Here is a 24,859-nt window from a genome sequence, read left to right on the forward strand (position 1 = left end):
GGCTACTATCCGCGGAGGAGACAGAGTGATCACTCTGCCGCTCGGCCGGCGCAGCGCTCGCCGCGCCCGTCGGCCTGAGCCGCGATCAGCTGTTACCGGACCGGGTGTGTGCGGCTCGGGAGTGGTCCCCCAGTTGCTTGAACAGCCGCACGTAGCGGTCGGTGAGTGTCGGCCAGGCGTACCGTTCGACGGCGGTGCGACGGCCCGCTGCGCCGAGGCGATCGGCGAGGCCGCCGTCGTCGAGCAGGGCCTGCAGGGCCCCGGCGAGGGCGGCAGGGTCGCCGGGTGGGACCAGGAGGCCGTTCACGTCCGGCTCGATCACGTGCGGGATGCCGCCGACGTCCGAGCCGATCACCGGCGTGCCGCACGCCATGGCCTCGATCAGAACCATGCCGAACGACTCGGCCTCGGTGCGGGAGGGGAGGACGACAGCGGCGGCCCGCTGCAGCACCGTCACCAGGTCGTCGCCGATGAGCGGACCGGGGGTGTGCACCCGCTCGGCGATGCCGAGGCGGTCGGCGTGGGCGAGGTGGTCGGCTACGGCGTCACCACCGCCGACCAGGGTGAGCGCGAGGTCGCCGGGGAGCTTCGCGACGGCGTCGAGGAGGACGTCCACGCCCTTCCACGACGAGGTGCGGTCCATGCGGCCGAGGTAGACGACGTCACGCGGGCGCTGCGACGGCGGCAGGCCGCCGGGTGTGAAACGCACGGTGTCGACTCCCGGGGTGATCTGCTGGGCGCCGGGGTGGTGGGCCGCCAGGGAGACCGGAGACACGGCGACCAGGGCGCGGGCCCGGCCGAACACGCGCGGCAGGACGTGCGTCTCGTAGTGGCGGATGATCCGGTCGGCCCCGGGCTCGCCCTTCACCATGGACCCGGCGTGATACGTGACCACGGCGGGACGCCCGCCCCCGAAGGCGACGGCGAGATCGGGGAGTCCGGGCACGGGGGAGTGGGTGTTGACCACACCGACGCGCAAACGCCGCAGCCAGAAGCGCAGTTGCAGGGGCCAGAGCGGACTGAGCGGGGTGTTGGACACCCGCATCCAGGTTCCGAGCCGGACGACGGGCACGCCGCTCTCGATGCTCACGCCACTGCGCCGGCCCGCCGTGTTGCTGGTGATCACCACCGACCGCAGGTCGGGGTCGGCCGCCACGGCGGCGGCCACGCGGGCCGCGTAGTTCTCCACACCCCCGATCTTGGGCGGAAAGTACGGGGCGACGACCGCGACCGTGCACGGTGCGTGGCCCGCCAGCACCCGGCCGAAGACACCGGCCGTGCGATCCGCCTGCCCGGCCCACCCCAACTCCGCGCGCACATGGGAGAGTCCGGCTTCGGCCAGCCGGCCGGCGAAGGCCTGGTCCGTCAGCACCCGGGTCAGCGCACCGCACAGGGCCGCCCGATCGCCCGGTGCCACCAGCAGCCCGTTCTCCTCGTGCCGCACCAGGGTCGGAATGCCACCGACACGCGTGGTGACCACCGGACGCCCGGCGGCCATCGCCTCCACCAGCACGCTGGGGAAGCTGTCGTACGACGTGGGCAGCGCCAGCACCAGGGCCCTGCGATAGGCGGCGGCCAGGTCCTCGCCGAACAGCCGTCCGCTGAACACGGCAGTGGCCTCGTCGAGTCCGAGTCGCGCGGCCTGCCGTCGGTAGTCCCCGGCCGCGGCTCCGTCACCGACCACTTCCAGCCGCACCGGAGTTCCGGCTCGCCTCAGTTCGGCGACCGCACGCAGCAGGCCGGACAGGCCCTTGTAGGCGGTGTGCCGGTCCAGGGACCCCACGAACAGCACCCTGGGCTCGCTCGGCAGCGGGCTCGGTGCGAAGAGGCCGAGGTCCGCACCGGGGGGAACGACCGTGGCCCGTCCGGCGAACAGGCGGGCGAGGTCGGCCACGACGTAGTCGGACGAGCAGATGACCTCTCGCGCGCGCCGGGCGGTACCGGCCAGCACCGTGCGCTCGTACCCCGCGAGGAAGGCGTCGGCCGGCAGACTGCCCTTGCGCATGCGTCCGGTGTGGTAGGTGAGGACGAAGGGCCGGCCGGCGTCGTCCGCCGCGCGTGCCGCCGCATCGGCGAACAGCGGCACCGGCGCGTGGCCGTTGACGAGGTCCACGCCCTCCCGCTCGATGATCCGCCGCAACTGCCGCCGCCAGCCCGCGCCGACGGGGGTGCGGGACAGCAGCAGGGGGGCCGCCAGCCGGTACACCGCGCAGCCATCCGGACCGTCCGCGTACCGACCCGGACGCTCGCCCCTCGCCGCTGTGGTGGCTATGACCACCCGGTAGCCGTGGCGGGCGCTCAACTCGCGGGCGAGGTGCCAGACATACTGCTCGACACCGCCCACGGAGGGCGGCACGTACGGCGCCGCCAGCAGCACCGTCGGCGCGGTGTGCGCCTGCCGGGTCATCGGGGCACCGCCGCACGCAGGACGCGGGTGAAGTCCCCGGCACGCTCGGTGTATTCGGGCAGGACGGCCCGCAGATGCCTGCGGTAGTCGTCGCCCGACAGCAGGAGGCGGTCGAGGAGGTCGGCCACGACCGTGCCCCGGGCGTCGGACATGCGCACCACCCACTCCTCCAGACCGAGGTCGGCCATGATGCCGCGGGTCTTGTGGTCGTACTCCACGGCCGCGCAGGGCACCCCCGAGGTCAGCCCGAAGATGACCGAGTGGAACCGCGTGCCGAGGATGAAGTCGGCGGCGCCGTAGAGGGCGTGCACGTCATGGTGGTCGATCGTCGCGTCGTCCAGGACGTGCAGCCGCGCGTGCGGGCCCGCCTGCGCGGCGAGGCGGGCGTTGACCGGCCGGTCGTCGTCGCCCTGGAAGGCACAGGTGACCTGCGGGACCAGGACCACGTGCGCGTCGCAGTCGAGAGCGCGTCGCACGGCGGCGGCCATGGCCGCCTCGTACGTCTCCTGCTGACCTGCCGGCAGGTGCCGACGTGCCGTGACCAGCACGAGCCGTTCTTCCTTCCCCACGCCCAACTCGGCCCGCCAGAGCCGACGGGACCGGCTGCGGAAGGCGAAGGCGCTGTCCACTCCGCGCAGGACGGTCGGTTCGCCGACCCCGGCCTCCGCGAGCCGGACCACGCTGATGTCCTCCCGGGCCACCGCCGCGACGGCCCGGCCCACCACCCGCCGGACCATCCACCGCTGACGCCGTCGGGGAAACGGCCCGAACGACTGCGGCCCCAGCACCGTCGGCACACCGGCCCGCTGGGCCAGCCACAGCGGCAGGAGGAGGAAGGCGATGTTCAGGTCGGAGGGGAGGTCGGGGCGGGCGTTGAGATAGCCGCCGCCCAGCGACAGCACCAAGTCGGCGTCCGTCACCGCCAGAACCTCGTCGCGCATCTCCCGCGGCAGGAGAGCGGCCAAGAACGGCACAGCCCGACCGCCTCCCGGCAGCGCGGCGACGACCCCCAGCGCCAGCGCCGAAGCCTTACGTGCGATCCGAGCGGCGCGGGTCGCGGTCTCATCGCCGGCACTGCGGCGGATCGAGCCGATGTTGCGGGCTCCGTCGAACGCCGGCCGCTCTCCGGGCTCCTCGAAACCGGCGATCACGACGACGGCTCGGGGAAAGGCATCCCGCACCTGCTGTATCGCGACGCCGAGCAGGGCCGCGTCCCCCCGATTGCCTCGCTCGAAGGCATTGACGACGACAACCTTCATCCCCCGACCACCTCTTCATAATGCCGTTCCAGACCGTCGAGGAACCCCTCGACGGTGTAGCGCCGCGCCCGGGCCGCCGACGCCGCTCCCATACGGGCGAGCACCTCCCCGTCCCCGATCAGCCGTTCCAGGACGGCCGCGAGCGCGGAGGCGTCCCCCGCGGGGAACAGCGCCCCGTTGTCGTCCCCGACCAGCTCGGGCAGTCCGCCGACCCGGGAGGCGACCAGCGCGCGTCCGGTACGCAGGGCCTCCAGGGCGACGGTGGGGAAGTTCTCCGGCCACACCGACGGCACGATCACGACGGAGGCCCAGGCCAGCCGGCGGGCCACGGCGTCGGCGCCGAGCCAGCCGGTGAACGTGACGCCCGGGCCCGCGAGCGCCTCCAGACGGGCCCGGTCCGGTCCGTCACCCACGACGGTCAGCCGGCCGCGGCCGAGCCGTGCGAACGCCGACAACAGGACGTCGACACCCTTGACCCGCTCCAGTCGCCCCGCGTAGAGCAGATGGTCCGCGGCGTCCAGCGGCTGCGCGACGATCGCGCCGGGCACCCCGTTGGGCAGCACGTGCACCGGGACCCTGGGGCCGACGTCGATGCGCACGGCGTCGGCGAAGTAGGCGCTGGGCGCCAGAACCCGGTCCAGGCGGCGCAGCCGCGGCAGGTAGGCCGGGCGCTGTACGTACCGAAGATAGGCGTAACGGAGCGCGTCGGCGGGGGAGAGCCGGCCGGCGGGGGCGCTGGGCAGGTTCCAGCGCAGCAGTTCCCGGGTCCAGTCCTCCGGGCCGTGCACGGTCAGCACCCGTTTCACCCCGGCCGTGGCGGTCAGCACGGACGGACTGAACTCGCCGATCGTGTGCAGGTGGACGCAGTCGGGGGCGAAGTCCTTCACGACGCGGCGGATCCGGGTGTGGGCGGACCGGTGGAAGAACTTGCGGGCGAAGCGCTGCGGCGCCGTGCCGGTGATGGCCGGTACGAGGTCGTCCGCGAACACCTGACGGCCCTCGGCGAGCAGGTCGGTGGCGACGACGCGCACACGGTGGCCGCGCGCGGTCAGGCCGTCCGCGATGAGGCGGACGCTCTTCTCGGCGCCGCCGGCCTCGTGGCCGATGTTGACGATCTGCAGGATGTTCACGCGGTCTTGTGCTCCTTCCCCGCGCGCCGGTGCCGTCCGGTGTGCGGCGCCCGTACGCCACCGGCCAGCAGGGCGGCGCCCGCCGCGACGCCGGAGGCGAGATTGCCGGCGCCCCAGGCGATCGCGGCCCACACCAGGCCGTGGTGCAGCCGGGCCAGGGCGATGACGAGGACGACGGCGACCAGGACCGCGTTGGAGACGACCATGGCCACGAGTTGGCGGGTCAGTTTCAGCAGGAAGCTCACCCAGGTGTTGAAGGCGACCGTGAGGGAGCCGAGCGTGAAGACGGTCAGCGTGGTGGTGCCGTGGGCCGCGTACTGCGGTCCGAAGACCTGCAGGACGGGCCGGGCCAGGACGGCCACCAGGGCCACGGTCGGCACCGTGGCCAGGGCGATGACCTTGCCCGAGCGGACGGCGATGGGACCGAGGGCCGCGCCGTGCTGGGAGCCTTCGGCGAACAGGGCCTCGCCGATGGCGTAGGAGGCGGAGTTGACGAGGTTGGCGATCTGGAAGGCGACGAAATAGACGGCGGCGGGGACCGGTCCGAGGATCTGCAGGACGACGATCGGCAGCACGATCTGGGGCAGGAGGTTCAGGCTGCCGGACAGATAGGAGCTGAGCGAGTAGCCGAGCGTGGCGCGGAGCGTGCGCCAGGAGAACACCGGCCGGATCTTCAGCCGCAGGACGCCGCGGATGGCGAGGACACTGGCCGCTGCGGCGATCGTGGACGCGCCGGCACCGGCGGCGACGACACCGAAGGGGCCGCCGGAGACGAACAGCACCGGCAGAGCGAGCTTGACCAGGCTCATGAGCACGCCGTTGACGGCCAGATTGACGCGAGTCGCGCGGAAGGCGACGAAGACGGAGTCGGTGAGCAGGTTGACGGCCGCGCCGGCGGCGAGCACGACGAAGCCCGCCGTGATCACGAAGGAGTCGTGCAGAAAGGCGAGTTGGGGCGCCATCCAGGGCACGAGCAGCACGAAGCCGCCGGAAATGGCGCACGAGCAGACGGCGACGGTGCTGAGGGCGGTGCCGACGTCGTGCGCGGGCCGGTCACTGGTCGGCAGGTGGCGCACCAGCGTCGAGTTGAGCCCGAACAGGCTGAAGTACGACAGCAGGGACATGCTCGACAGCAGCGACGAGGCGCGGCCCACGTCCGCGGCCGGATAGAGCCGGGCGACCAGGAGCCAGAAGACGAATCCGGCGCCGGCGCCCAGCGCGGTCGTGGCCAGGAGGAAGAAGGAGTTGGCGATCAGCGGGTCACGGGCCAGCGCCCGGGCGCGCGCGAGGCGGGGCGCGGCCTGAGGGGGCGGGACCGAGCGGGCGGTCATGCTCATGCGGTCTCCCCTCCCGCACGGTCCGGGCGGGCCTGCGCCCGCGCGAGCAGCAGCGTCAGCGCCGTCACCGCGAACGCCCACGCCGCCGTCTGCCCCTCCCGGGGCGCGTCGGCGAAGTGGGTGAGGGGCCGGGCGAGGGTCTTCGGATGCGTCAGGGAGTTGACGCACAGGTACGCCCACACGAACAGGCCGTAGACCGTGCTCGTACGCAGCAGTGCCGGTCCGGCGCCAGGCCGGGGCGCGGTCCGCTGCCACCAGCGCCCGGTCCTCGTGTGCAGCAGCGTCGCCGCCAGCGCGGACAGGGCGAAACAGGCGGTGCCGAACGTGTCGCGCCGCACCGGCAGCAGCGAACTGATCGGCACCGACAGCGCGGCCGGGCGCGCGGCGGCGACGGCGGCGACGTAGAGCCAGCCCAGCAGTCCGTGGACGAGGACCGTCTCCAGCGCGGCCCGGGAGACCCGACTCACGCCACCGCCTCCCGGACGGACGGGCCGGTGTCGGCACCTGCGTAATGGGCGCGCAGCCGGGCGGTGTGTTCGGGCCAGGCGAACCCTTCGACGGCGTGGGCGCGGGAGTAACGGCCCATGGTGGCGCGCAGTTCCGCGTCCCGGGCCAGTTCCGTCAGGGCGGACCGCAGCGCGGTCACCTCGCGGGGCAGCAGCCGGACGCGACTGCGGTCCAGACCGTAGGGGCCGTAACCGGGATCGTCGGTGGTGACGACGGGCAGGCCGGAGGCCATCGCCTCCTGGACGGTCAGCGGGAAGCCCTCGGCGGCCGACGGCAGGGCGAAGACGTCCGCGGCACGGTACAGCTCGGCGAGCTCTGCCGGCCGCAGGGGGCCGAGGTGGTGCACTCCGGGCCGGTCACCGCCGCGGACGCTGCCGTCGCCGGCGAAGACCAGGTCGTAGGCGGGGTCGGCGGCGGCCAGCAGCACGTCGTACCCCTTCTTCGGCACCAGCCGGCCGACGAACAGCACGAGGACGCGGTCCTCGGGCAGACCGAGGCGTACGCGTGTGGCCCGGGACTCGTGGGCGGACGCGGCCGGGCGGTACACCTCGGTGTCGACGCCGTTGGCGAGCAGGCGCACGGAACCGGGGCGGGCGCCGTGGGCGGCAACGAAGTCGGCGACACGACCGTTGACGACGAGCACGCGCCGCGCCCGCCGCAGCAGGCCACGCCCGGCCGACCCGTACACGGCGCGCTGTACGGCGCGTACGGCCCGCGAGGGGTGCTCGACCACGGCGACGTGCTGGGTGAGCACGTGCGGGGTCCGGGTCAGCGCGGCCGCCAGTCCCGCAGCCCACGAGGTGACGTACAGACAGTCGTGCACGTGGACGACGTCGGCCCAGCGGGCCCAGCGCAGCGCGGCCGGCCACACCCGGGGCGACACCAGGGGGAACGGCACTCCGGCCCGCTCCTCCAGGACGTTCCAGGCGGCGACACGCACCACGCGTACTCCGTCGTCGTCCTCGGTGACCGTCCTGGCGCCGCTGGTCAGCACCGTCACCTCGACGCCCGTCCGGCGCAGTTGGTGCGCCTCGTTGCGCACCACGTTCTCGATGCCGCCGATGTGCGGCGGGTAGTAGTGGCTGACGAACAGCACCCGCTTCATCGGTAGACCTCCGCTCCCCCGTTGCTGTACAGCTTGTTCTTGGTGACGTCCAGCAGCCCCAGCGGATAGCGGTACGTCACCAGGTCTCCCCGGTAGAAGGTGGTGGCCTCGCCCTTCGTCACCGTGGTGGTGCCGAGGAAGACATAGGTGCGTGAGCCCACCAGCACCGGAAAGATGTCGTTCTGCGTCCGGCCCCGGATCAGGGACTGGAGCCGGCTGAAGGTGTAGCGGTCGGTCTGCACCTCGGACTGGACGTCGGCCCGTTGTGCCTCGCTCGCCCGGCCCTGCACCCAGCGGATCGCGGTGCGCTCCTCCGGGTGGACGAAGTAGATGTCGTAATACTGACCGGAGTTGGCCAGGTGCAGCTGCGCCGGGTAGCCGCCGAGCATCTTGGGGACGACGCCCGTGAGGTCCAGCAGCAGCCCCAGGGCGAGCGCGCAGGCGGCCGGCACCGCCCACCGGCGCGCCCAGCGGAACACCCACAGCGAAGCACCGGCGACGAACGGCGCGTAGATGAACAGGCCTTGCTGAAAGGCGCGCAGTACCCCGTAGTCGACGGACAGCTGCGGCAGCACCGTCAGCAGGGCGATGACACCGAGCATCCCCAGGGACAGAGTGACCTGGTCGCGGCTCGGCCGGAAGCCAGGCCGGGCGCGCGGACGGCGGGTGCGCCGGGGCCACACGGCCAGGGCGAGACCGACCAGCAACAGCACCTGCAGCAGAGCCGCGGCACCGGCCCGCAGCAGGCCGTTGGCCGCCGGCACGTCGACACCGGCGTCCTCCAGGACGCGGCCCGCGGCTGTCAGCGGCAGGTTGGCCTGCTGCCCGACGACGGGGGTCGTGTACGCGTCGACGGTCTTCAGGGGGAGATAGTCGCCCTGCGCGCGGCCCCGGCCGGTCTGCCGCACGATCTCGGCCCGGTAGTCGGCGAGCCGCTGGTCCGCGCTCACCGGAGCACCGCTGAACAGGCTGTACGACACGTCCGAGGAGGCGGTGTCGGTACTGCGCCCGGTCAGTTCCCGCGCGGTCAGCGCGACGGTGCGGTGCAGCTGGCCGGTCGTGTGCGTGACCGGCCCGGACCACACGTACGCCGCCAGGGCGGTGGCGACCACCATCCACCACGTCAGAAAGCCCCGCCCGGCCGCGGGGCGCCGGCGCAGCCGAACCGTCAGCCGCCACGCCAGATCGGCGGCCAGGGCCAACGCCAGGACGACGACGAGGACGTAGGTGGTGGAGTAGTGCGACAGCACGATTCCGGCGACGAGCACGGTGAACAGCAGGCGCCGCCCCGACGGCAGCCCCGTGTCGGTGACCACCACCATGGCGCAGCCCAGGAGGAAGAACGCGACCTCCTGCCGGCCCAGGAAGGTCATGTCCGTGAAGAAGGTCGGGAACATCATCAGGTACACCGCCGACAGCAACGCGACGATCTGCGGCGCCCTGTTCCGCACCGACCGGTACACCAGCACCGGCGTCAGCGCGAACAGCAGCGGCAGCAGTACCTTGAAGACGTAGGTCCCGGGGACGCCGGTGAGCCGCGTGAGTGCGGCCGGCAGCAGCGTGATGCTCAGGCAGGCGTTGTACGGGTCACGGAAGGCGGCGATGTCCCAGCGCCCGGAGTCGGCCGCCAGCCGGAACACCTCGTACTCGCGCTGGATGTCGTGCCCGGTGATGTACCAGCCGCGCAGGCTCGTCAGCAGCAGCACCCCGGCGCCCGCGCACCACAGGCCCAGCTCCAGCACGCCGGTGGCATACCGGCCGCGCCGGACGAGGAGCAGCGCCAGCAGGCCGGTGATCCCGACCAGCGCGGTGACGGCGACGCCGCCGCCCAGGCCGTTGTCGAGACGGACCGGGCCCGCGACACACAGCGCCAGGACCAGGCCGCCGAGGGCAGTTACCGGGGCCAGACCCGCCGGGCGAGCGGCCCTGGGACGGGAGGCACGCAAGGGCCGGCGGGGCAGCAGCGAGCGCCATCCGGCCGAGGCACGCCACGCGGACACACCCGCCAGGGCCACCACGTACAGTGCCGAGGCCAGAGCCAGCGGCACCCGTTCCAGGGGCCGGGCCACACCGAGCGCGGGCAGCAGCGTGTTGACCGCCAGGAGCAGCGCGAGGGCACCGGCCACGCTCAGCCCCAGCCCGACGAGCGCACGGCCGTCCCGGGTCGACAACACCCGGCCCGTGAGCCCGTGGAACAGCAGGGCCGGCGCGCCGAGAAGCAGCCACAGTCCCGCCGGGACCAGCACCGGTACCGGGACACCCGGCACGCATTCCAGCAGGGCCGCCACCAGGGCGGTGGTGACGGCCCAGGCGCGTATGGTCACGACAGCACCTCGGTGTAGATGCCCTCGACCTGCCGGACCACCGCGTCCCAGCGGTGGCGGCGAGCGACCTGAGCGCTGCGCCGTCCGAGGTCGGCGCGGAGCCGGAGGTCGCCGGCGACCGCGTCGATGGCCTCGGCGAGCGCGGCCGGTTCGGGCTCGGCCAGCAGACCGGTGCCGTCGAGGAGTTCGGTGTTGCCGGGCACCCGGGTGGCGATCACCGGCAGCGCGGCGGCCATGGCCTCCAGGGCCACGAGCGGCATGCCCTCCTTGTCGGAGGGCAGCACGAACGCTCCGGCGGATGCGTAGGCGCGCACCAGATCGCCGCCGAGGGCGGGGCCGGAGAAATGGACGTTTCTCAGCCCCAACCGCTCTGCTTGCGCCATGAGTTCGTCGCGGTCCTCGCCGTCTCCGACGACCCGCAGCCGGACCGGCCGGGTCACCAGCGCCATCGCCTCCAGGAGCCGGTCGACGCGCTTTTGCGGGCTCAGCCGGCCGACGTACAGCAGGTCGAGCGTTCCCTCCACCGGCTCGCGGACCGGCATGAAGTACTGGTCACCGACTCCGTTGGGAACGACGAAAACCCGCCCGGGGGCCACGCCGTAGTGCGCCGTGACGAAGTCGGCCTGCGACGGGGTGAGCACCAGGACGGCGGCCGCGGCGCGCAGCACCCGGCCGAAGACGTGACGCTTGTACGCGGGCAGCAGCCAGCCCAGCCGTCCGGAGGCGTCGACGTCCAGATGGAAGTGGAGCACGAACCGCTGTCCGCGCAGCCGGGCCAGCAGCGCGACCATCTCCGGCAGCAGCGCGTGCGCCGAGTGCAGATGCAGCACCGAACGGCGTGGGCTGCGTAGCAGAGTCCGGGCCATGCCGGGCGCGATCGGGGTGTGCGCGACCTCGACCGACCGGTGCCGGACCACGCCGAGCGTGCCCCGGCGGCTCAGGCGCGGAGCGCCTTCCGACCCGATGGTGGTGGTGACCACGCGCACGTCGTGCCGCTCGGCGAGACCGTCGGCGAGGCTCTCCACCACGCGTTCCAGACCGCCCAGGTGCGGCGGGTAGTACGGGGTGATCTGAAGGACCGTGCTCATGCCGCACCTGCCTCGGCCAGGGTTCCATTGGTGACATAGCGAACGTCCGGCCTGCCGCTGATGTATGCCAGCACCCGCTCGAGCCGGGCCCAGTCGCCGCGCGCGTCGACTTCCCAGCTGTGGCCCCAGAGGTGGTAGACGCCGCCGCGTTCCAGACACAGGTCGAACCAGCGGATCGCCAGCTCGTCCCAGTGCCGGTACAGCTGGGCCGCGCGAGCGGGCCTGCCGCCTGCCAGGCGCAGGACGAGCGGCACGTCGACCCGGTGGGCGTAGGCGTTGACGGTCGTGGCCATCTCCATCACCGGCCCCGTGGCCAGGGAGCTGCGCCGTACCGTACGGGCGAGACGGAAGCCGGCCTGGGCGACCTGCCGTACATGGACCGCTCGGTACTCCCCGCGCGGATAGCAGAAGCTGACCACCGGGGCGCCGATGATGTTCTCCAACTCGATTTTCCCCAGAGCGACTTGTTCCCTGGCGGAGGTGTCGTCGATCAGCGGCAGCCTCAGGTGGCTGAGGGTGTGCCCGCCGATCTCGACCCCGCCGCGTGCGGCCAGGTCGCGTATTCCCGCGGCCGGAAGCCGGTCGGCCGGCCGCAACTCGACGTTGCGCGGGGCGATGTAGAACGTGCCCGGTACGTCGTACCGAGCCAGCAGATCAGCCAGGGCGGTGTCGAGCCGGTGCCCGTCGTCCCAGCTGGTGGTGACCACCGTCCGACGCGGCGTCATGAGGAGCCTCCGGGGATGTCCAGGGTGTAGTGAAGCGTCTGGGCCCGACCCTGGAGAGCGACGCGGACGACTGCCGTCACCGCACCGTCGTGCGTGCGGCCGTACGGCAGCCGCACCGTCGCACGCCGAGGCGTCCCCGCGCGCTGCGTGGTGAGGCCGACGGTGCGGGAGACCTCCGTACGGCCCGACGCCGTGACCAGCCGGATCCGCAACCGGTAGCTGCGTGGGGCGTCGCCGTGCGCGACCACGGCCACCGGGACCACGACCGCGCCCCGTGCGACGGCCGGTGTGCCGTCGAAGTAGAGCTCCGTGTAGGTGCTGGGCAGCCGGGTGAACGAGGCCCGCAGCTCGTGCCGCACCCACGGCACGGTGCACGCGGCCGTCACCAATGCCAGTACCAGCAGCAGCGCGGTCGTCGGCACGGCGGCCGAGCGGCCTCGCCGGCCCCCTTCCGGCCCCGCGGACCGGCGGTGGCGGTGCCCTGTGGGGGGCGTCGCCGGCCGCCGGCCCGGGGCGTCGAGCAGTCGGCTCATGCGGTGGTCCCGAATTCCTCCGCCCCCGAGGGCTGCGCATGGGCGGCGACATCGGCCGGTGCGACAAGAGGTCTGCGGAATCGGTGGTGGAACAGCTGGCGCAAGTTGGCCATGCCGTCCGGCAGCGCGTTGAGCTTCACCTCGCCGCCGCGCTTGCGGTACTCGATTGGCAGCTCCAGAGTGCGGTAACCCGCCAGCGTCACAGCGTTCTTGATCTCCTGTGAGAAGGCCATGCCGCCGGAGCGCACGTCGATGCCGTGCCAGACATGACGCCGGAAGATCCACATGCCCGACTGCGAGTCGCGCAGTCCGTTGCGGAAAAGCATGCGGCTCACCCCGCTGAGCACGTGGTTGGCGAAGGTGTGGGACCGCTTCATCGCCGCCGCATTGTCCCGACAGAGCCGATTGGTCGTCATGAACTCGACGTTGAGGGCCTCGAGTGCGGTCAGCAGCCCCGGCAGGGCGTCGAACGGGTACGTGCGGTCCGCGTCGCCGGTGGCGATCACATCGCCGGTCGCGGCGGTGAACCCGGCTCGGTAGGCGTTTCCGTAGCCCCGCGCCGGCTGGTGCACCACCTGGGCGCCCAGGTCGCGTGCCACCTCACCGGTGCCGTCGGTCGAGGCGTTGTCCACGACGACGACCTCGGTGCTCCAGCCCCTGGCGGAGAGTGCGGCCACCGGGACGCTCCTCATCACGGCCGGCAGGTTGTCCGCCTCATTGAGCGCGGGAATGACGATGGACAACGTCTTCATGAATGCCCCCCAAGGCATAGAAGAACGACGTCTGCGGGCAGCCTGAAGTGAGCCCCCGACCGCTGGGAAAGTGCTGTTTCCGGGCATGCGGAAACAGCGCTTCAGAGCGGGTGGATCCTGCCGCGCAGACACGGGTGCCCCCAGCACCCGGACATGACAGATGGAAATCGATGGAGCCGGCGGCGTCGCCTGAATCGACGCGCAAGCCGTCTCCCACGGGTCGCGACCGGAACGTCGCGACGTGGTGTCTCCCCCCTCCAGGACCCAGCGTCCCCCTGAACGCTGAACCGGAGGATGACCATAGCAATACGACGGGAGTTGTGAAGTGTGTGATCGAAATGTGAAGACGGCGTTCAGTGGTGGGCTACAACGCGCAACGCGCATTGGGGAGTTGCCGTCATCTGCCCGCCGTCTCGCTTCCGGACGCACCGGGTTCGTTGATTCATCAAGCGTTTTCGCACGTGGAGGGCGTGCCCTGGTGACTCGCTCGCGTTAGCGGTCTAGACCTCTCAAGGGAGGTCCTCGGTGCCCGCGGTGGGGTGGCGGACGCGGCGCGTGCCACCGCCAGGATTACTTGAAATTTACACAGTTCTGGCCAACGATTCGACTGACCGGAGTCGGTGTCGACGGACTCGAGGTTCGGCAGGTCAGGGGGTGATGAGGTCCGGACGCCCCCGGTCGCGATCATGTTCCCACTTCAACTACTTGCGTGATATACACATCCATCGCAAGTTCCTCACCTTCTTGGTCTGCGGGGAGAGTCTGATGACGGGAGACGGGCAAGCGGCCCACGCGGAGACGCGTGTGCGCTTAGTCGTCACCAGCGGTACCGCCTGACCGCTCCCGGCGGTTGGCGCCGCAGCGGTCGGTGCGGTCTGTCATCGGGCAGCCGACGCGCGACGAGTCGCTCGCCAGGCCGGCGATCGGCCGGTAGTCATCGGGTTCGCGGCGGCACGCCCACGCCCCTTTCACCAGTCACGCTTTCACCAGTCACCCTTTCGCCGGTCTCACGTTTCGTCCCCTGGAGGGCTTCAGTGGCAATCCGCAAAAGCATGGAAGAGGTGCTCGTCGTCGCCGGCGAGCGCGACGAATGGCTCACTCGGTGTGCCAAGGGCCTCATGGCCGCAGGGTTCAAGAACGTGCAGACGGGGATGGTCCTCGGCCAGGTGACCGGCACCTATCGAAAGTATCCGACCTGGGGAGAGTTGGTGATCACCGCGGTGCCGGCGGCCCAGGCCGGACATACGCAGCTGACGCTGTGCTCAACTGCCCACGTCGACAACATCTTTGCTCTGTTCCGCAGCCCCAACAAGAAGATCCTCTCAGTGGCCAAGGGCAGTCTCGCATGAGCGCGACACCTTCCTGGCAGGCCCCGACGAAACTCTGCTCCGCGTGCGGGACCCTCGCCCAGACGCCGAAGACGTTCTGCCCCGAGTGCGGAACCACCTACGGCGAGCCCGGCGGAGGGAGGTCGGCGAGCCTGGTGTGGGGAGCGTTCGCCTGCGCGGCGGTCTCTCTCTTCCTCCTCCCCATCGTCCTCGGCCCCGTGGCGATCGTGCTGTCGGCCGTGGCTCTGAACAAGAAGGAACCTCACGCGGCCCTCGCTCTGATCCTCTCGATCGCCGGCATGGCAGCAGGATTCATTCTCGGTGCCCTGGTCAACGGCGGCTAGGCGCCGCATTCGACACCCTTCGAAACCGAGGAAACATGGCTCGTTCCGGCAACCACAGTGGCTCGGCGGTGGGCTGCGCCGCCCTGCTCGTCCTGGCTGCCGTCACCCTGGTCTGCTGGCTGGTGTGGACGGCCGTCATGTGGGTGGTCGCCGAGTGGCGATGGGCGTGGTTCGCCGGGTACATGCTGGCGGTTCCCGCGCTCGCGTGGGCGATCGTGCGCGTGTGGGGTGAACAGCGCCCCTTCGTGCCGTCCCGTCAGCTCGAGGCGTGGATCACCGCGGCCCTCACCGCGGTGGCCGCGGCGGCCCCCGTCGTCGTCCTCGCGAAGGGGTGGGGAACGGGGACCGTGGCGCTGCTGCTCGCACTCGGCAGCGCGTCCGCGGTCGCGTACGCGGCACATCACGGCGTGAGGTCTCCAGGGGGCGAGGAGCCCCACACGGCGGACGACGACGCGCCGTCGGACGCGGCCATGTCCCGCACGAAGTGAGAGCCGAGAACGACCGGCTCCCCGACCGTCCTCGCCGCCGGCACCCCGGCCCGTCCGAACGCCCGCCCCGGTGACCGTGATCGCCGTGATCCCACGTACACAACTGGAGCCCCAGCACCTTGCCTGCGCCCTTCCTCTCCCCGCGCCGTGTCCGACGCCTGGGGACCCTGCTCGCCGTGACATGCGCCAGCTCCGCGGTCATCGCCCTCGGCAGGGGAACCGACGCCGGTGGTGCGGCAGCGCATGCGTCGGCCGCACCCGTATCCACCGCTACTTCCCCGGCGCCCCCGCACGTCCCGACCAGGCGTTCCCCCCGCCCTCTTCCCCAGGTGTCAGCCACCTGCACCGGTGTGGCCGGGAACTTGGACTTCACGGCTGACGGGGGAAGGATCACCCACCCGTCGGCGCCGGCACCCGAATACCTCCGCATCAAGAAGGCGAGCGTGGTGCGCAACAGCCGTGGAGTCACCGTGAGTTACACCCTCGCCGCCGAGCCGCCCCGACGCGGCTCGGGTGTCTCCGACGCGGACTACTACACGTGGCTGGGAGACGGAGCGGACGACATGGACGAACCGGCTGTCAGCGTGATGTGGCTGAACTCCCGGTGGAGTGTGGAGGTGTACGGGTCGAATGACGTCATCGGTGGAACCGTTGACGTCCGGCCGGTCATCCACGGGCGCACTGTCTCCGTCCATCTGCCCCTGCGGATCGCCACCTCTTCCGGCTATGTGGCCGACCTGTCGACGTTCACGCACGCCGGCTGGTCGACCGAAGGCAAGGACCCCACGGGTTTCGGCACCTGGATGGACGGCTGCCCGGCCGGCGGCGACGAAGCCGGCAACCCGGGTGACTGGGAGGTGGAGCTGCGCTGAGCCCGTACGGCCCCGCTGCCCTGCAGAGGCCAGGGCGGCGTGCCGTCAGGCCCAGAGGTCCCGGCTCGTGCACACGCGGGCGCCCATGTTCCGTTCCATCATCCGCAGCGCCGCCTGAGCGAGGTCCTCGTGGATGTGCGCGACCGCGTCCTCGGGGACGATCACCTGGAAGTGACGGATGTGCGCATCGAGGGCCGAATAGAGGACGCACTGCTCGGTGACCTGGCCGCAGAGCACCAGCTGCTCGATGCCCTGCTGCCGCAACAGGTACTCCAGCGGGGTCTCGAAGAAGATCGAGTGGCGGGCCTTCAGGACGAACAGGGAGTCCGCGTCGGGCTTCAGGGGTTCGACGAGGTGGGCGTGCGGCCCCGCGAGGGCATGGTTGAGCAGCTCTCCGTGGTGTGAGCGCCACTCGCCGAAGTTGTCGTTGACGTAGATGACCGGTATCGAGGAGCGTCGTGCGCGCCCCGCGAGATCGGCTATGACCGGCACGACCGCACCGGCCGAGGGGAGCAGCAGTTCGGCGTCGTCGTGGTCATACGTGTTGATCATGTCGATGACGATCAGGGCGGCCTTGCTCACGGGATCAAGTGTCCCTCCTCCGCCGACCGGTCGCCCGTCGGGGTATCCGTCGCCGGTGCCGAAATGAGAGAGGCATGCGGCGGTGTGACACTGGGCTCGGAAGGGGTGATCCCGTGTCGGACCCACCGCGGACGTCCGCCCGTCCGGACATCGCCGTGGACGAGAGCCGGCTGGACGAACTGCTCTGCGAGGCGCAGACGGCACTGCCGGTGGAACTGCCCGCCCTGGCGAACCGGTGCGCCTCGGCCCTCGGCCTGGACACCGCGCTGATCTACCTCGTCGACCTGCAACAGCGACTGCTCGTGCCCCTCGACGAGGCCTTGGACCCCGTGTCGGTGGCCGACTCGCCGGCCGGCTCGGCGTACCGCACCATCTCCCCCCGGATGACCGACGCCGGCGAGCAGGTGCTCGTCTGGATGCCTTTGGTCGACGGTGCGGAGCGGCTGGGCGTGCTGGCAGTGCGGACCACCTCGCTCGACGACGTGCTGCTGCGCCGCAGCCGGATGCTGGCCCATCTGTTCGCCATGCTGATCACCTCCAAGCGCGCCTACAGCGACTGGCTCACCGCCCGCACCCGCAGCGCGACCATGGCCTTGCCCGCCGAGATGCTGCGGGCCTTCCTGCCACCCCGCACCATCGGCAGCAGGAGATGCGTGTCGACCGCGGTCATGGAACCGGCGTACGCGATCGCCGGAGACGCCTTCGACCACTCAGTGATCAAGAACCTGTTGCACACCATGATCCTCGACGCCATGGGACACGACCTGACCGCCGGCCTGACCACGTCGGTCGCCATGGCGGCGGCGCGGAACGCCCGCCGCGGCGGCGGTGACCTGGCCGATTCCGTCGGCGCCGTGGACCAGGCGCTCGCCGAGTGGCTGCCCGACCAGTTCTGCACCGGCGTGCTGTGCCGGCTCGACGCCGAGACCGGGGTGCTGCGCTGGGTGAACTGCGGTCACCCGCCACCGCTGCTGATCCGTGCCGAGCAGGTGCTGCACGGGGTGCTGGACAGCCCGCCGCAGCCGCCGATCGGTCTGGCGGGCCCGCTGGCCCCGGCGGACCGGCTGGTGCACGAGACGACACTGGAACCGGGCGACTGCGTCCTGCTCTACACCGACGGGGTCGTGGAGGCGCGCGACGCGGACGGCGCGGAGTTCGGTCTGGACCGGTTCACCGACTTCATCATCCGATCCTCCGCCGCAGGCCAGCGCCCGGCCGAGGTGCTGCGGCTGCTCATCCACGCCATTCTCGACCACCAGCGCAACCAGCTGAGGGACGACACGACGATCCTGCTCTTCGAATGGCACCCCGAGGGCCGCCGCTGACGCGGGCGCCGGGCGGCTGCCGTCTTGGCTGCCGTCATGGCTGCAGTCATGGCTGCCGTCATGGCTGCCCGTCACGGCGAGCCAGGCTCCGAAAGCCCGGCTGTCCAGGGCTGCGGGCAAGACGTAAACTCGTGGCAAAGGCACCGGATCGAGGGTGTGTGGTGCACATGAGCCCTTCCCGCAACCTCGCGAGGCCGCTCGAGCAGGTCACGGCCTCCTATCGTTCCGCGCGGCCAGGGCCGGCGCGCAAGGTGACGACCACCCGCAGAGCCGACCAGCTCGCTGCGTGGGTCGCCCTCAGTCTCGATGAACCATCCGCCCTCAAGAACTTGCAGGACGAAGCGGCAGAACTGCACGAGGCCCCTCAGCTGGCCGTCGCGCTGCCACGGGTGGCCTCCGGAGCGATGACGCTCCTGGGCGCCGAGTTCTGCAACATCCAGTTCGTGGACCCGCGCGACAACGCGCTGGTCCTTGTGACCCAGTGTGGTTTCCGGCACGAGTTCCTCGACCACTTCGCGGTGGTCCATGACGACCGCTCCGTCTGCGGACGGGCCGCTTGGCAAGGGATGCAGGCGGTCGCGGTCGACGTCCGTGAGGACCCGGTCCTCACCCCTCATCAGAAGATCTTCCGTGCCGCAGGCGTCCGTTCGGTCCAGTCGACACCACTGGTCGATCACACAGGACAGCTGATCGGCATCATCTCGACTCATATGTCACAGCCCGGCCGGCCGTCCGATCAAGACCTCCGCATCATGGAGCTCTACGCGCAGCTCGCGGGGGAGTCCATCGCACGGCACCTGACCGGAGAAGGGGTCGACGGTCATCCGTCCGACCACGACGGCAACGGCACCACCCCCGAGCAGCGCCTGATGCTCCTCGACAGGACGGGCGCCCCGAGTTGGACGACGCAGTGGGCGTACCGGGTCGACGAGCCGTACGGCACCGACGGGTGGCGCACCTACGGCATCCACCCCAACCAGTGGCGTGGAAGCATCACGGCTTTCAACCCCCACCAGGACGCCGCGTACGCCGCGTCCCTCGTCGCCGACGAACTGCGGGACGAATGGGACATCCACGGTGCTCCGGCCGCCGGCGCCGTCAACGTGCGCGTCTGGCTCAACTGGGAGGGCGCCAGCCGTGACGCGGTCTACACCTTGGAGGTCCATCCCAACGGCAACGGCAACGGCAACGGCAACGGCAACGGCAACGGCAACGGCAACGGCAACGGCAACGGCACGCGACACCCGGCGGTCGACTGAAGCCGTCGCCTGAAGCCGTCGATTGAAACGGTGGACTGAAGCCGTCGACCGGGGCGGTCGACCCAGGCGTTCGGCTCCTGATCCATGCGGCGTGAGGCTGTGGCCCACGGCGGTGGTCAGGATGCGTTCAGGTGCCGCGTGGCATCGGCGACTACGCTCTCCCAGCCCACCGGCGACGGCGGCGTCGGCCTGGGCACCGTCGTGACCAGTGCCCTGTTCCTGGCGGTCATCCTCGGGCTCGTCGTCCACCTGTCCGTCACCCGCAGGGACGTCTCCGAGCCGGGGCCGCAGGCGGAGCCGGAGCCGGCTCGGGGGCGTACGGCCTGAGCCGCTGAAGTCCGTTCACCTCACAGGGCATCCGCCGCGGCCGGCGGGTGCCCTGTCGCACAGCGTCCCGGCCACGTCAGGCGGCGGGCAGGGTGACGGTGAACCTGGCTCCGGGCAGGTGCGCGGGATCGTGGGACACCTCCCCGCCGACGGCTCGGGCGATGCGTCGTGCGAGCGGCAGCCCGAGACCCGCGCCGTCGTGGCCGTCGCCGTCGTCGGCACGGCGGCCGGGCTGGAACAGCTCACCGGCGAACGCCGCCGGCACCCCGGGGCCGTCGTCGACCACGTCGATCCGCACGGCGCCGGGTCCCGGGCGGGCGGTGACGGTGACGACGGAGCGGGCGTAGCGGACGGCGTTGGCCAGCAAGGGGCTGACGATGCGTTCCAGGAGCGCGGGCGCGACCCCGGCCTCCAGTACCCCGGCCTCGCTCTCGACCGCCGCCTTCACCCGGCCTCGTGTGTCCAGGCGTCGGACCATGCCGTCCAGGACGGGGACGACGTCGGTCGTTCCGGGCGCCGTGGGCGGCTTCAGGGCGTTGTCGCGGGCGTCGTTCAGGAGGGTGTCGCAGATCGTGCGCATCTCCTGGGCGGCCTCGGCGATCACTTCGTGGGTGGCGCGGGTCTCGGCCTCCGAGCGGGTGCGGGCCCGCCACAGGTCGAGTTCGATGACGATCCGGGTCAGGGGCGTACGCAGCTCGTGCGACAGCTCGCCGGTCAGTTGCCTCTCGTGGCGCAGGACGGTGCGGATGCGATCGAGGAGCGTGTCGAGGGAGGCGCCGAGGCGGGCGAGTTCGGCGGGGTGTTCCTCGGCGCCGAACCGCTCCTCGGAGCCCACGGCACTCCACTGCGTGGCCTGGTCGGTCATGGTCCGTACGGGTCGCAGCGCCCGGCCGACGGCGAGACGCGTGAGCACATAGGTGCAGGCGAGCATGATCGCGTCCAGGACCAGTGATCCCAGCAGCAGGGTGTCGGCCGAACTGCGATACGGGCCGAGGTCCAGGGCGGTGACGACGGTCGCGGCGGTGTGACGGCCGTGCAGGGGCCGGGAGCACAGGCGGACGGGCTGGTCACCGTGTGCGTCGACGGTCGTGCACGCCGGCGTCCGGCGCGGGTCGGCGGCCAGCCGGTCGGCGGCCCGGGCCAGCGGGCTGCCGGCCACGGTCGACGGAGGCCTTTCGAGCAGCTTCGTGCCGGTGTAGATCCACACGTTCGCGTCGAGGAGCCCGTCGTTGGAGGTCTCCAGGACGCGCGCCCGGGAACCGCTGGTGTCGACGGTCGTGGCGACGGCGGCGGCTCGGTTGCGCAGTTCGTCGTCCGCCTGATGCTGCAGATGCCGGTCCATCACGACGTTGAACGCCACCGTCAGGACGGTCATCAGCAGGGCTGCCGTGGTCAGCGCCACGAGGGAGAGCCGGCCGCGCAGGGTGCGGGGCGCCACGCGGCGCAGGACACGGTCGGAGGTCATGACAGGTGGTGTCCTATCCCGCGTGCCGTGCCGATCGTCAGCACGCTGCCCGCCTCGCGCAGCTTGCGGCGCAGCCGCGACAGATACTGGTCCAGGGTGTTGTCGGTCACCCGCGCGCCCTCGGGCCAGGCTGCTCTGATCAGCTCGCGGCGCGGCACGTGGGAGCCCGCCGCGGCGACGAGCGGCGCGAGCAGGCGGAACTCGGTCGGGGTCAGCGCGACGCGGACACCGCGCACCGTGGCGCTGTGCCCGACCGCGTCCAGGACGAGGTCCCCGGCCGTGGCCGTGGCCGTGGACGTCGGCGCGGCGCGTCTGACGGCGGCTCGCAGCCGTGCCGCGAGCTCGGCGAGGTGGAAGGGCTTGGGCAGGTAGTCGTCGCCACCGGCGGAGAACCCGGACAGCCGGTCGGTGAGCTGATGCCGGGCGGTCAGGAAGATCACGGGAGCGAGGAAACCGTTGGCGCGCATGGCCTGGCACACGTCACGTCCGTCCGCGTCGGGCAGCCCGATGTCCAGGACCGCCGCCGCGACCTCGGCCGTGGCCAGCCGCAGAGCCGTCGCGCCGTCGGAGGCGGGGAGGGGTTCGAAGCCCTCCTCGGTCAGACCGCGCCGCAACACGTCCCGCAGGGCGTGATCGTCCTCGACGACAAGGATCTTGTGACGCATGATCTCCAGAGGCTCCTCGGCCACGCGGCCGGTCGGGCGGACGGCAGACGGTCGGTTCAAGGCTGGTTCACCACTGGTTCACGGGGCGACGAGCAGCGGACGCGGTCGCCCGGACGCGATCCACCGGGCCGCCGTCTCCGACCGTCCGCGCGCCGAGGCCGTCAGCGGCAGGGCGGAGTCGACGCCGTCCGCAGCGACGACGGCCACCGGTACCGCGAGCGCCCCCGCCGTGGCCGCGGGGGCCACCCGCCGGGCGGGCCACCGGCCGACGGCCGCCAGGACGGCGAACAGTGCGAGTCCGTACGTCGACCACGACGGCACCGGATCGTCCAGCCTGCCGGGCGCACGACGGGACGGGCCCACGGCGTCCAGGTCGCCGGGCCCGTCGGCCGAGGACCCGTCGAAGGCCGGTATCACCCGCGCTCCTCCCGTGTCCCGGCGGTCCGGCGGGAGCGGAGGACCTCGGCCAGCAGGGGGATCAGCGACACGACGACGATCAGCGCGACCAGGGGCAGCAGGTAGCGGTCGACGTTCGGGATCGAGGAGCCGAGTGCGTAGCCGGCGAGCGTGAGGCCGAGGCTCCACACCAGCCCGCCGATCACCTGCCAGACGGTGAACGTGCGGGCCGGCACACCGAGCGCGCCCGCCATCGGATTGAGCACCGTCCGCACCACCGGCACGAAGCGGGCCAGGACGACGGCCTTCGCGTATCCGTACCGCTCCAGCAGTTCCTCGGCCCGCTGCGCTCCCTCACGCAGGCGGGTCGAGCGGCTGCGGGCCAGCAGCGCCCCGCCCGCCTTCCGGCCGAGCAGGTATCCGCACTGCGCGCCGGCCAGCGCGCCGAAGGCCGCCGCGACCAGCAGCGGTCCGAGCGAGAGGTGGACGGCCTGATCCGCCGAGCCGGTGCACAGCAGCCCCGCCGTGAACAGCAGCGAGTCCCCGGGGAGGAAGAAGCCGACCAGCAGCCCCGTCTCCGCGAACAGCACCACGCCCACGCCCAGCACCCCGAACGCGGTGAGCAGGGACCGGGCGTCCAGCACGTTGACGGCCAGCTGCGAGGCGAGGTGCAGCGATGTGGTCATGGGACCCGGGCCTTCCTAGGGGGTGACTACAGACGTGTAGACGCTTCAGTGAACTGTAGACGAATGACGAGCGGTGAATGTTCCTGCCGACCTAACGGCTGTCAGTGACCTGAAGCACTGCCACCGAGGGGTGAACCTGGGTCGCCGGGCGGTGGCCCGGCACGATGCGCCGCCCCGTCGACCGCACGCGTAGTCCGGGCGGGGTGTCCGGAGCGGGTGTCCGGGTGGTGTCTGACTCGTTTCCCCGGTCTGTGACTCGACCGAGTCGAGCAGACCGCCCATCTCCTTCTCGGGGAGTTTCCTGCCCGCGGCGTACGCAACTCATGACCGGCATCGGCGAACCTCTGGGAGAGCCGGGCGATCTCATCGCCGCCGTCGGCGGGAATGCGGATCGCCAAATCCTCTGTTCTGGCGATGTGTTCGGCCGCGCGGGTCAGCTGCTCCACCGGCTTCAGGCCGCTGCGGCTGATCGCGACACCGGCCGTTGCGGCACCGACGATGCCGACTCCCGCGAATTCCAGCAGCCACAGAGCGAGATTGTTCAGCGGTTTGTCGACCACGCAGGCTCAGGTGTCTGAACGCATTCCTCATCTGTGGAGCCCCCGCATGTTCCTTCACCGCCGATGGACGGATGCATCGCCTGGTCCGTCGGCACGCTCAGCCGGGAGGCGCTCATCCGTGGTCGCAGTGTGCGGCCTCATGATGAGAACCAGCTGAGCGGAACCTCCAGCGGATACGCAGGCCGCGGAAGCCGTGCAGGCGGGCGAAGGTCCGCCCGGCAGGGGCTGAAGGCGGTCCCACCGCTCCGCCGTTCCTACTCCGACGGTTCACTCAGGCGTACGGCGAGGGCGGCGATGTCGTCGTCGAGGCGTCCTCTGCTGTAGTGCAGCAGGTCGCGGTGCAGTGCCGTGAGCAGCTCGTGGGGCGCCGTCGGGGGCTGTCGGCGCATCCAGGCCGCCAGTGGGAAGAACTCGCCGTCGCCGGCTCGGGCTTCGGCGACTCCGTCGGTGTAGAGGAGCAACAGGTCGCCGGGGGCGAAGTCGAAGGTGTCGACGTTGTATTGATCGCCGATCAGCTCCGCGAGGTTCAGCAGCGGCGAGGGGGCCGTGGGTTCGAGGGCACGGAGCTTCCCGTGGTTCAGGAGCAGCGGCGGGGGGTGCCCGCAGTTGAGGACCGAGACACGCCTGCCCGCATGGGGGATCTCGACGAGAAGGGCGGTGGCGAAGCGCTCCATCCGCCCCTCGGGGGGAAAGGCGGCGTTGTAACGGGTGCTGCTGGCATCCAGCCTCCGCGCGACGCCGACGATGTCGGCCTCGCCGTAGGCCGCCTCCCGGAAGGCGTTGACGATCGCGGCGGCCGCCCCCACGGCCGGCAGGCCCTTGCCCCGCACGTCACCGATGAGCAGCCTCACCCCGTACGGCGTGTCGGCCACCTCGTAGAAGTCCCCGCCGATACGGGCCTCCGCCGCCGCCGCGAGATACAGCGACTCGATCTCCACGCTCCCGAAGCGGCGCGGCATGGGGCTCAGCACCACCTGCTGCGCCGCGTCGGCGACGAGCCGCACCTGGAAGAGGGTCCGCTCCCGCTGGAGCCTGACGTGACTTCCGTACGCGGCCGCCACGGTGACCGCGATGATCCCCGCGGCCGTCCACCAGGTCCCCAGACCGGGGAACACGAGGCTGAGACCGATCATCAGGAAGAGGCAGACCGTCCCCAGCAGGACGGTGGGGAGCACCGGCCACATGGCCGCGGCGAGGGCCGGTGCCGCGGGCAGGAGGCGGCTGAAGGCCATCTCCGGGGGAGTGGCGTAGGCCAGTCCGGCGATGACGACGGTCAGAATGACCGGCGACAGCCGCACCAGCCTCCCCCGGCCGTGGCGGCGCTGGAGCCGCAGCCGTCCAGACTCGATCACACTTCACAGAATATCTACGCGATTGCGGCATAGCGCTCTGGCG

The 24,859-nt window shown here is 71.6% G+C and carries 24 protein-coding genes and 1 pseudogene; 7 read left to right on the plus strand and 18 right to left on the minus strand.

The features are described from left to right. Window positions 1-85: 85 nt before the first annotated feature. From AB0N17_RS01855 to AB0N17_RS01905, 11 genes are read right to left on the minus strand one after another with little or no spacing between them, the layout of a single operon-like run. The gene (locus AB0N17_RS01855; RefSeq protein WP_366009074.1) at window positions 86-2,407 is read right to left on the minus strand and encodes a glycosyltransferase; all 2,322 of its coding nucleotides are present in this window, start codon (window positions 2,405-2,407) and stop codon (window positions 86-88) included. Beyond that, complete coding sequence (locus AB0N17_RS01860; RefSeq protein ID WP_366009075.1) at window positions 2,404-3,666, minus strand: polysaccharide pyruvyl transferase family protein; 1,263 nt, start codon at window positions 3,664-3,666, stop codon at window positions 2,404-2,406. Before AB0N17_RS01860 ends, AB0N17_RS01855 begins: the two co-directional genes overlap by 4 nt. Beyond that, entirely contained in the window at window positions 3,663-4,796 is a 1,134-nt protein-coding gene (locus AB0N17_RS01865; RefSeq protein WP_366009076.1) for a glycosyltransferase family 4 protein, read from the minus strand. Before AB0N17_RS01865 ends, AB0N17_RS01860 begins: the two co-directional genes overlap by 4 nt. Then, entirely contained in the window at window positions 4,793-6,133 is a 1,341-nt protein-coding gene (locus AB0N17_RS01870; RefSeq protein ID WP_366009077.1) for an oligosaccharide flippase family protein, read from the minus strand. Before AB0N17_RS01870 ends, AB0N17_RS01865 begins: the two co-directional genes overlap by 4 nt. After that, window positions 6,130-6,600 carry a hypothetical protein gene (locus AB0N17_RS01875; protein ID WP_366009078.1) on the minus strand — a complete coding sequence of 157 codons (471 nt, stop codon included), beginning with the start codon at window positions 6,598-6,600 and terminating at the stop codon, window positions 6,130-6,132. The genes AB0N17_RS01870 and AB0N17_RS01875 overlap by 4 nt, the downstream gene beginning before the upstream one ends. Continuing rightward, complete coding sequence (locus tag AB0N17_RS01880; protein ID WP_366009079.1) at window positions 6,597-7,745, minus strand: glycosyltransferase family 4 protein; 1,149 nt, start codon at window positions 7,743-7,745, stop codon at window positions 6,597-6,599. Before AB0N17_RS01880 ends, AB0N17_RS01875 begins: the two co-directional genes overlap by 4 nt. Next, window positions 7,742-10,069 (minus strand): hypothetical protein, encoded by a 2,328-nt coding sequence (locus AB0N17_RS01885; RefSeq protein WP_366009080.1) that lies wholly within the window; start codon window positions 10,067-10,069, stop codon window positions 7,742-7,744. The genes AB0N17_RS01880 and AB0N17_RS01885 overlap by 4 nt, the downstream gene beginning before the upstream one ends. Beyond that, window positions 10,066-11,157, minus strand: a complete 1,092-nt coding sequence (locus AB0N17_RS01890) for a glycosyltransferase family 4 protein (RefSeq protein ID WP_366009081.1) — start codon at window positions 11,155-11,157, stop codon at window positions 10,066-10,068. Before AB0N17_RS01890 ends, AB0N17_RS01885 begins: the two co-directional genes overlap by 4 nt. Further along, window positions 11,154-11,882, minus strand: coding sequence for a polysaccharide deacetylase family protein (locus AB0N17_RS01895; RefSeq protein ID WP_366009082.1), 729 nt, complete (start codon window positions 11,880-11,882; stop codon window positions 11,154-11,156). The genes AB0N17_RS01890 and AB0N17_RS01895 overlap by 4 nt, the downstream gene beginning before the upstream one ends. Next, entirely contained in the window at window positions 11,879-12,415 is a 537-nt protein-coding gene (locus tag AB0N17_RS01900) for a hypothetical protein (RefSeq protein ID WP_366009083.1), read from the minus strand. The genes AB0N17_RS01895 and AB0N17_RS01900 overlap by 4 nt, the downstream gene beginning before the upstream one ends. Further along, window positions 12,412-13,167 (minus strand): glycosyltransferase family 2 protein, encoded by a 756-nt coding sequence (locus tag AB0N17_RS01905; protein WP_366009084.1) that lies wholly within the window; start codon window positions 13,165-13,167, stop codon window positions 12,412-12,414. Before AB0N17_RS01905 ends, AB0N17_RS01900 begins: the two co-directional genes overlap by 4 nt. A 1,034-nt stretch (window positions 13,168-14,201) precedes the next feature. Here AB0N17_RS01905 and AB0N17_RS01910 point away from each other — a divergent pair. The 4 genes from AB0N17_RS01910 (at window position 14,202) to AB0N17_RS01925 (ending at window position 16,199) form a co-directional block, all read left to right on the plus strand. Next, entirely contained in the window at window positions 14,202-14,516 is a 315-nt protein-coding gene (locus AB0N17_RS01910) for a hypothetical protein (RefSeq protein WP_366009085.1), read from the plus strand. Continuing rightward, window positions 14,513-14,839, plus strand: coding sequence for a hypothetical protein (locus tag AB0N17_RS01915; RefSeq protein ID WP_366009086.1), 327 nt, complete (start codon window positions 14,513-14,515; stop codon window positions 14,837-14,839). The genes AB0N17_RS01910 and AB0N17_RS01915 overlap by 4 nt, the downstream gene beginning before the upstream one ends. 35 nt (window positions 14,840-14,874) lie before the next feature. Further along, window positions 14,875-15,327, plus strand: coding sequence for a hypothetical protein (locus AB0N17_RS01920; RefSeq protein WP_366009087.1), 453 nt, complete (start codon window positions 14,875-14,877; stop codon window positions 15,325-15,327). A gap of 470 nt (window positions 15,328-15,797) precedes the next feature. Next, a complete protein-coding gene (locus AB0N17_RS01925) occupies window positions 15,798-16,199 on the plus strand; it encodes a hypothetical protein (RefSeq protein WP_366009088.1) in 402 nt (133 codons plus the stop codon). A 45-nt stretch (window positions 16,200-16,244) separates the two neighbouring features. Here the strand turns inward: AB0N17_RS01925 and AB0N17_RS01930 are convergent, their stop codons facing one another. Continuing rightward, on the minus strand, window positions 16,245-16,781 hold the full coding sequence (locus tag AB0N17_RS01930) for an isochorismatase family cysteine hydrolase (protein ID WP_366009089.1): 537 nt from the start codon (window positions 16,779-16,781) through the stop codon (window positions 16,245-16,247). Between the two features lie 113 nt (window positions 16,782-16,894). On the opposite strand from AB0N17_RS01930, the gene AB0N17_RS01935 reads away from it, so the two are divergent. The 3 genes from AB0N17_RS01935 (at window position 16,895) to AB0N17_RS01945 (ending at window position 19,692) form a co-directional block, all read left to right on the plus strand. Then, window positions 16,895-18,106, plus strand: a complete 1,212-nt coding sequence (locus tag AB0N17_RS01935) for a PP2C family protein-serine/threonine phosphatase (RefSeq protein ID WP_366009090.1) — start codon at window positions 16,895-16,897, stop codon at window positions 18,104-18,106. 167 nt (window positions 18,107-18,273) lie between these two features. Further along, a complete protein-coding gene (locus AB0N17_RS01940) occupies window positions 18,274-19,365 on the plus strand; it encodes a GAF domain-containing protein (RefSeq protein ID WP_366009091.1) in 1,092 nt (363 codons plus the stop codon). Between the two features lie 138 nt (window positions 19,366-19,503). Further along, window positions 19,504-19,692 carry a hypothetical protein gene (locus tag AB0N17_RS01945; RefSeq protein WP_366009158.1) on the plus strand — a complete coding sequence of 63 codons (189 nt, stop codon included), beginning with the start codon at window positions 19,504-19,506 and terminating at the stop codon, window positions 19,690-19,692. Between the two features lie 76 nt (window positions 19,693-19,768). Here the strand turns inward: AB0N17_RS01945 and AB0N17_RS01950 are convergent, their stop codons facing one another. From AB0N17_RS01950 to AB0N17_RS01975, 6 genes and pseudogenes are all read right to left on the minus strand, one after another. Further along, window positions 19,769-21,157, minus strand: coding sequence for a HAMP domain-containing sensor histidine kinase (locus AB0N17_RS01950; protein WP_366009092.1), 1,389 nt, complete (start codon window positions 21,155-21,157; stop codon window positions 19,769-19,771). Continuing rightward, window positions 21,154-21,822 carry a response regulator transcription factor gene (locus tag AB0N17_RS01955; protein ID WP_366009093.1) on the minus strand — a complete coding sequence of 223 codons (669 nt, stop codon included), beginning with the start codon at window positions 21,820-21,822 and terminating at the stop codon, window positions 21,154-21,156. The genes AB0N17_RS01950 and AB0N17_RS01955 overlap by 4 nt, the downstream gene beginning before the upstream one ends. A gap of 78 nt (window positions 21,823-21,900) precedes the next feature. Continuing rightward, window positions 21,901-22,239 carry a hypothetical protein gene (locus AB0N17_RS01960; RefSeq protein ID WP_366009094.1) on the minus strand — a complete coding sequence of 113 codons (339 nt, stop codon included), beginning with the start codon at window positions 22,237-22,239 and terminating at the stop codon, window positions 21,901-21,903. Continuing rightward, the gene (locus AB0N17_RS01965) at window positions 22,236-22,904 is read right to left on the minus strand and encodes a DedA family protein (RefSeq protein ID WP_366009095.1); all 669 of its coding nucleotides are present in this window, start codon (window positions 22,902-22,904) and stop codon (window positions 22,236-22,238) included. Before AB0N17_RS01965 ends, AB0N17_RS01960 begins: the two co-directional genes overlap by 4 nt. A gap of 338 nt (window positions 22,905-23,242) precedes the next feature. Further along, window positions 23,243-23,461, minus strand: a pseudogene (locus AB0N17_RS01970) (HAMP domain-containing protein); the annotation flags it as partial. Window positions 23,462-23,718: 257 nt separating this feature from the next. Further along, window positions 23,719-24,816 (minus strand): PP2C family protein-serine/threonine phosphatase, encoded by a 1,098-nt coding sequence (locus tag AB0N17_RS01975; RefSeq protein ID WP_366009096.1) that lies wholly within the window; start codon window positions 24,814-24,816, stop codon window positions 23,719-23,721. Between the last annotated feature and the right edge of the window lie 43 nt (window positions 24,817-24,859).

The sequence above is a fragment of the Streptomyces sp. NPDC051133 genome (assembly GCF_040682635.1).
Classification (GTDB): domain Bacteria; phylum Actinomycetota; class Actinomycetes; order Streptomycetales; family Streptomycetaceae; genus Streptomyces.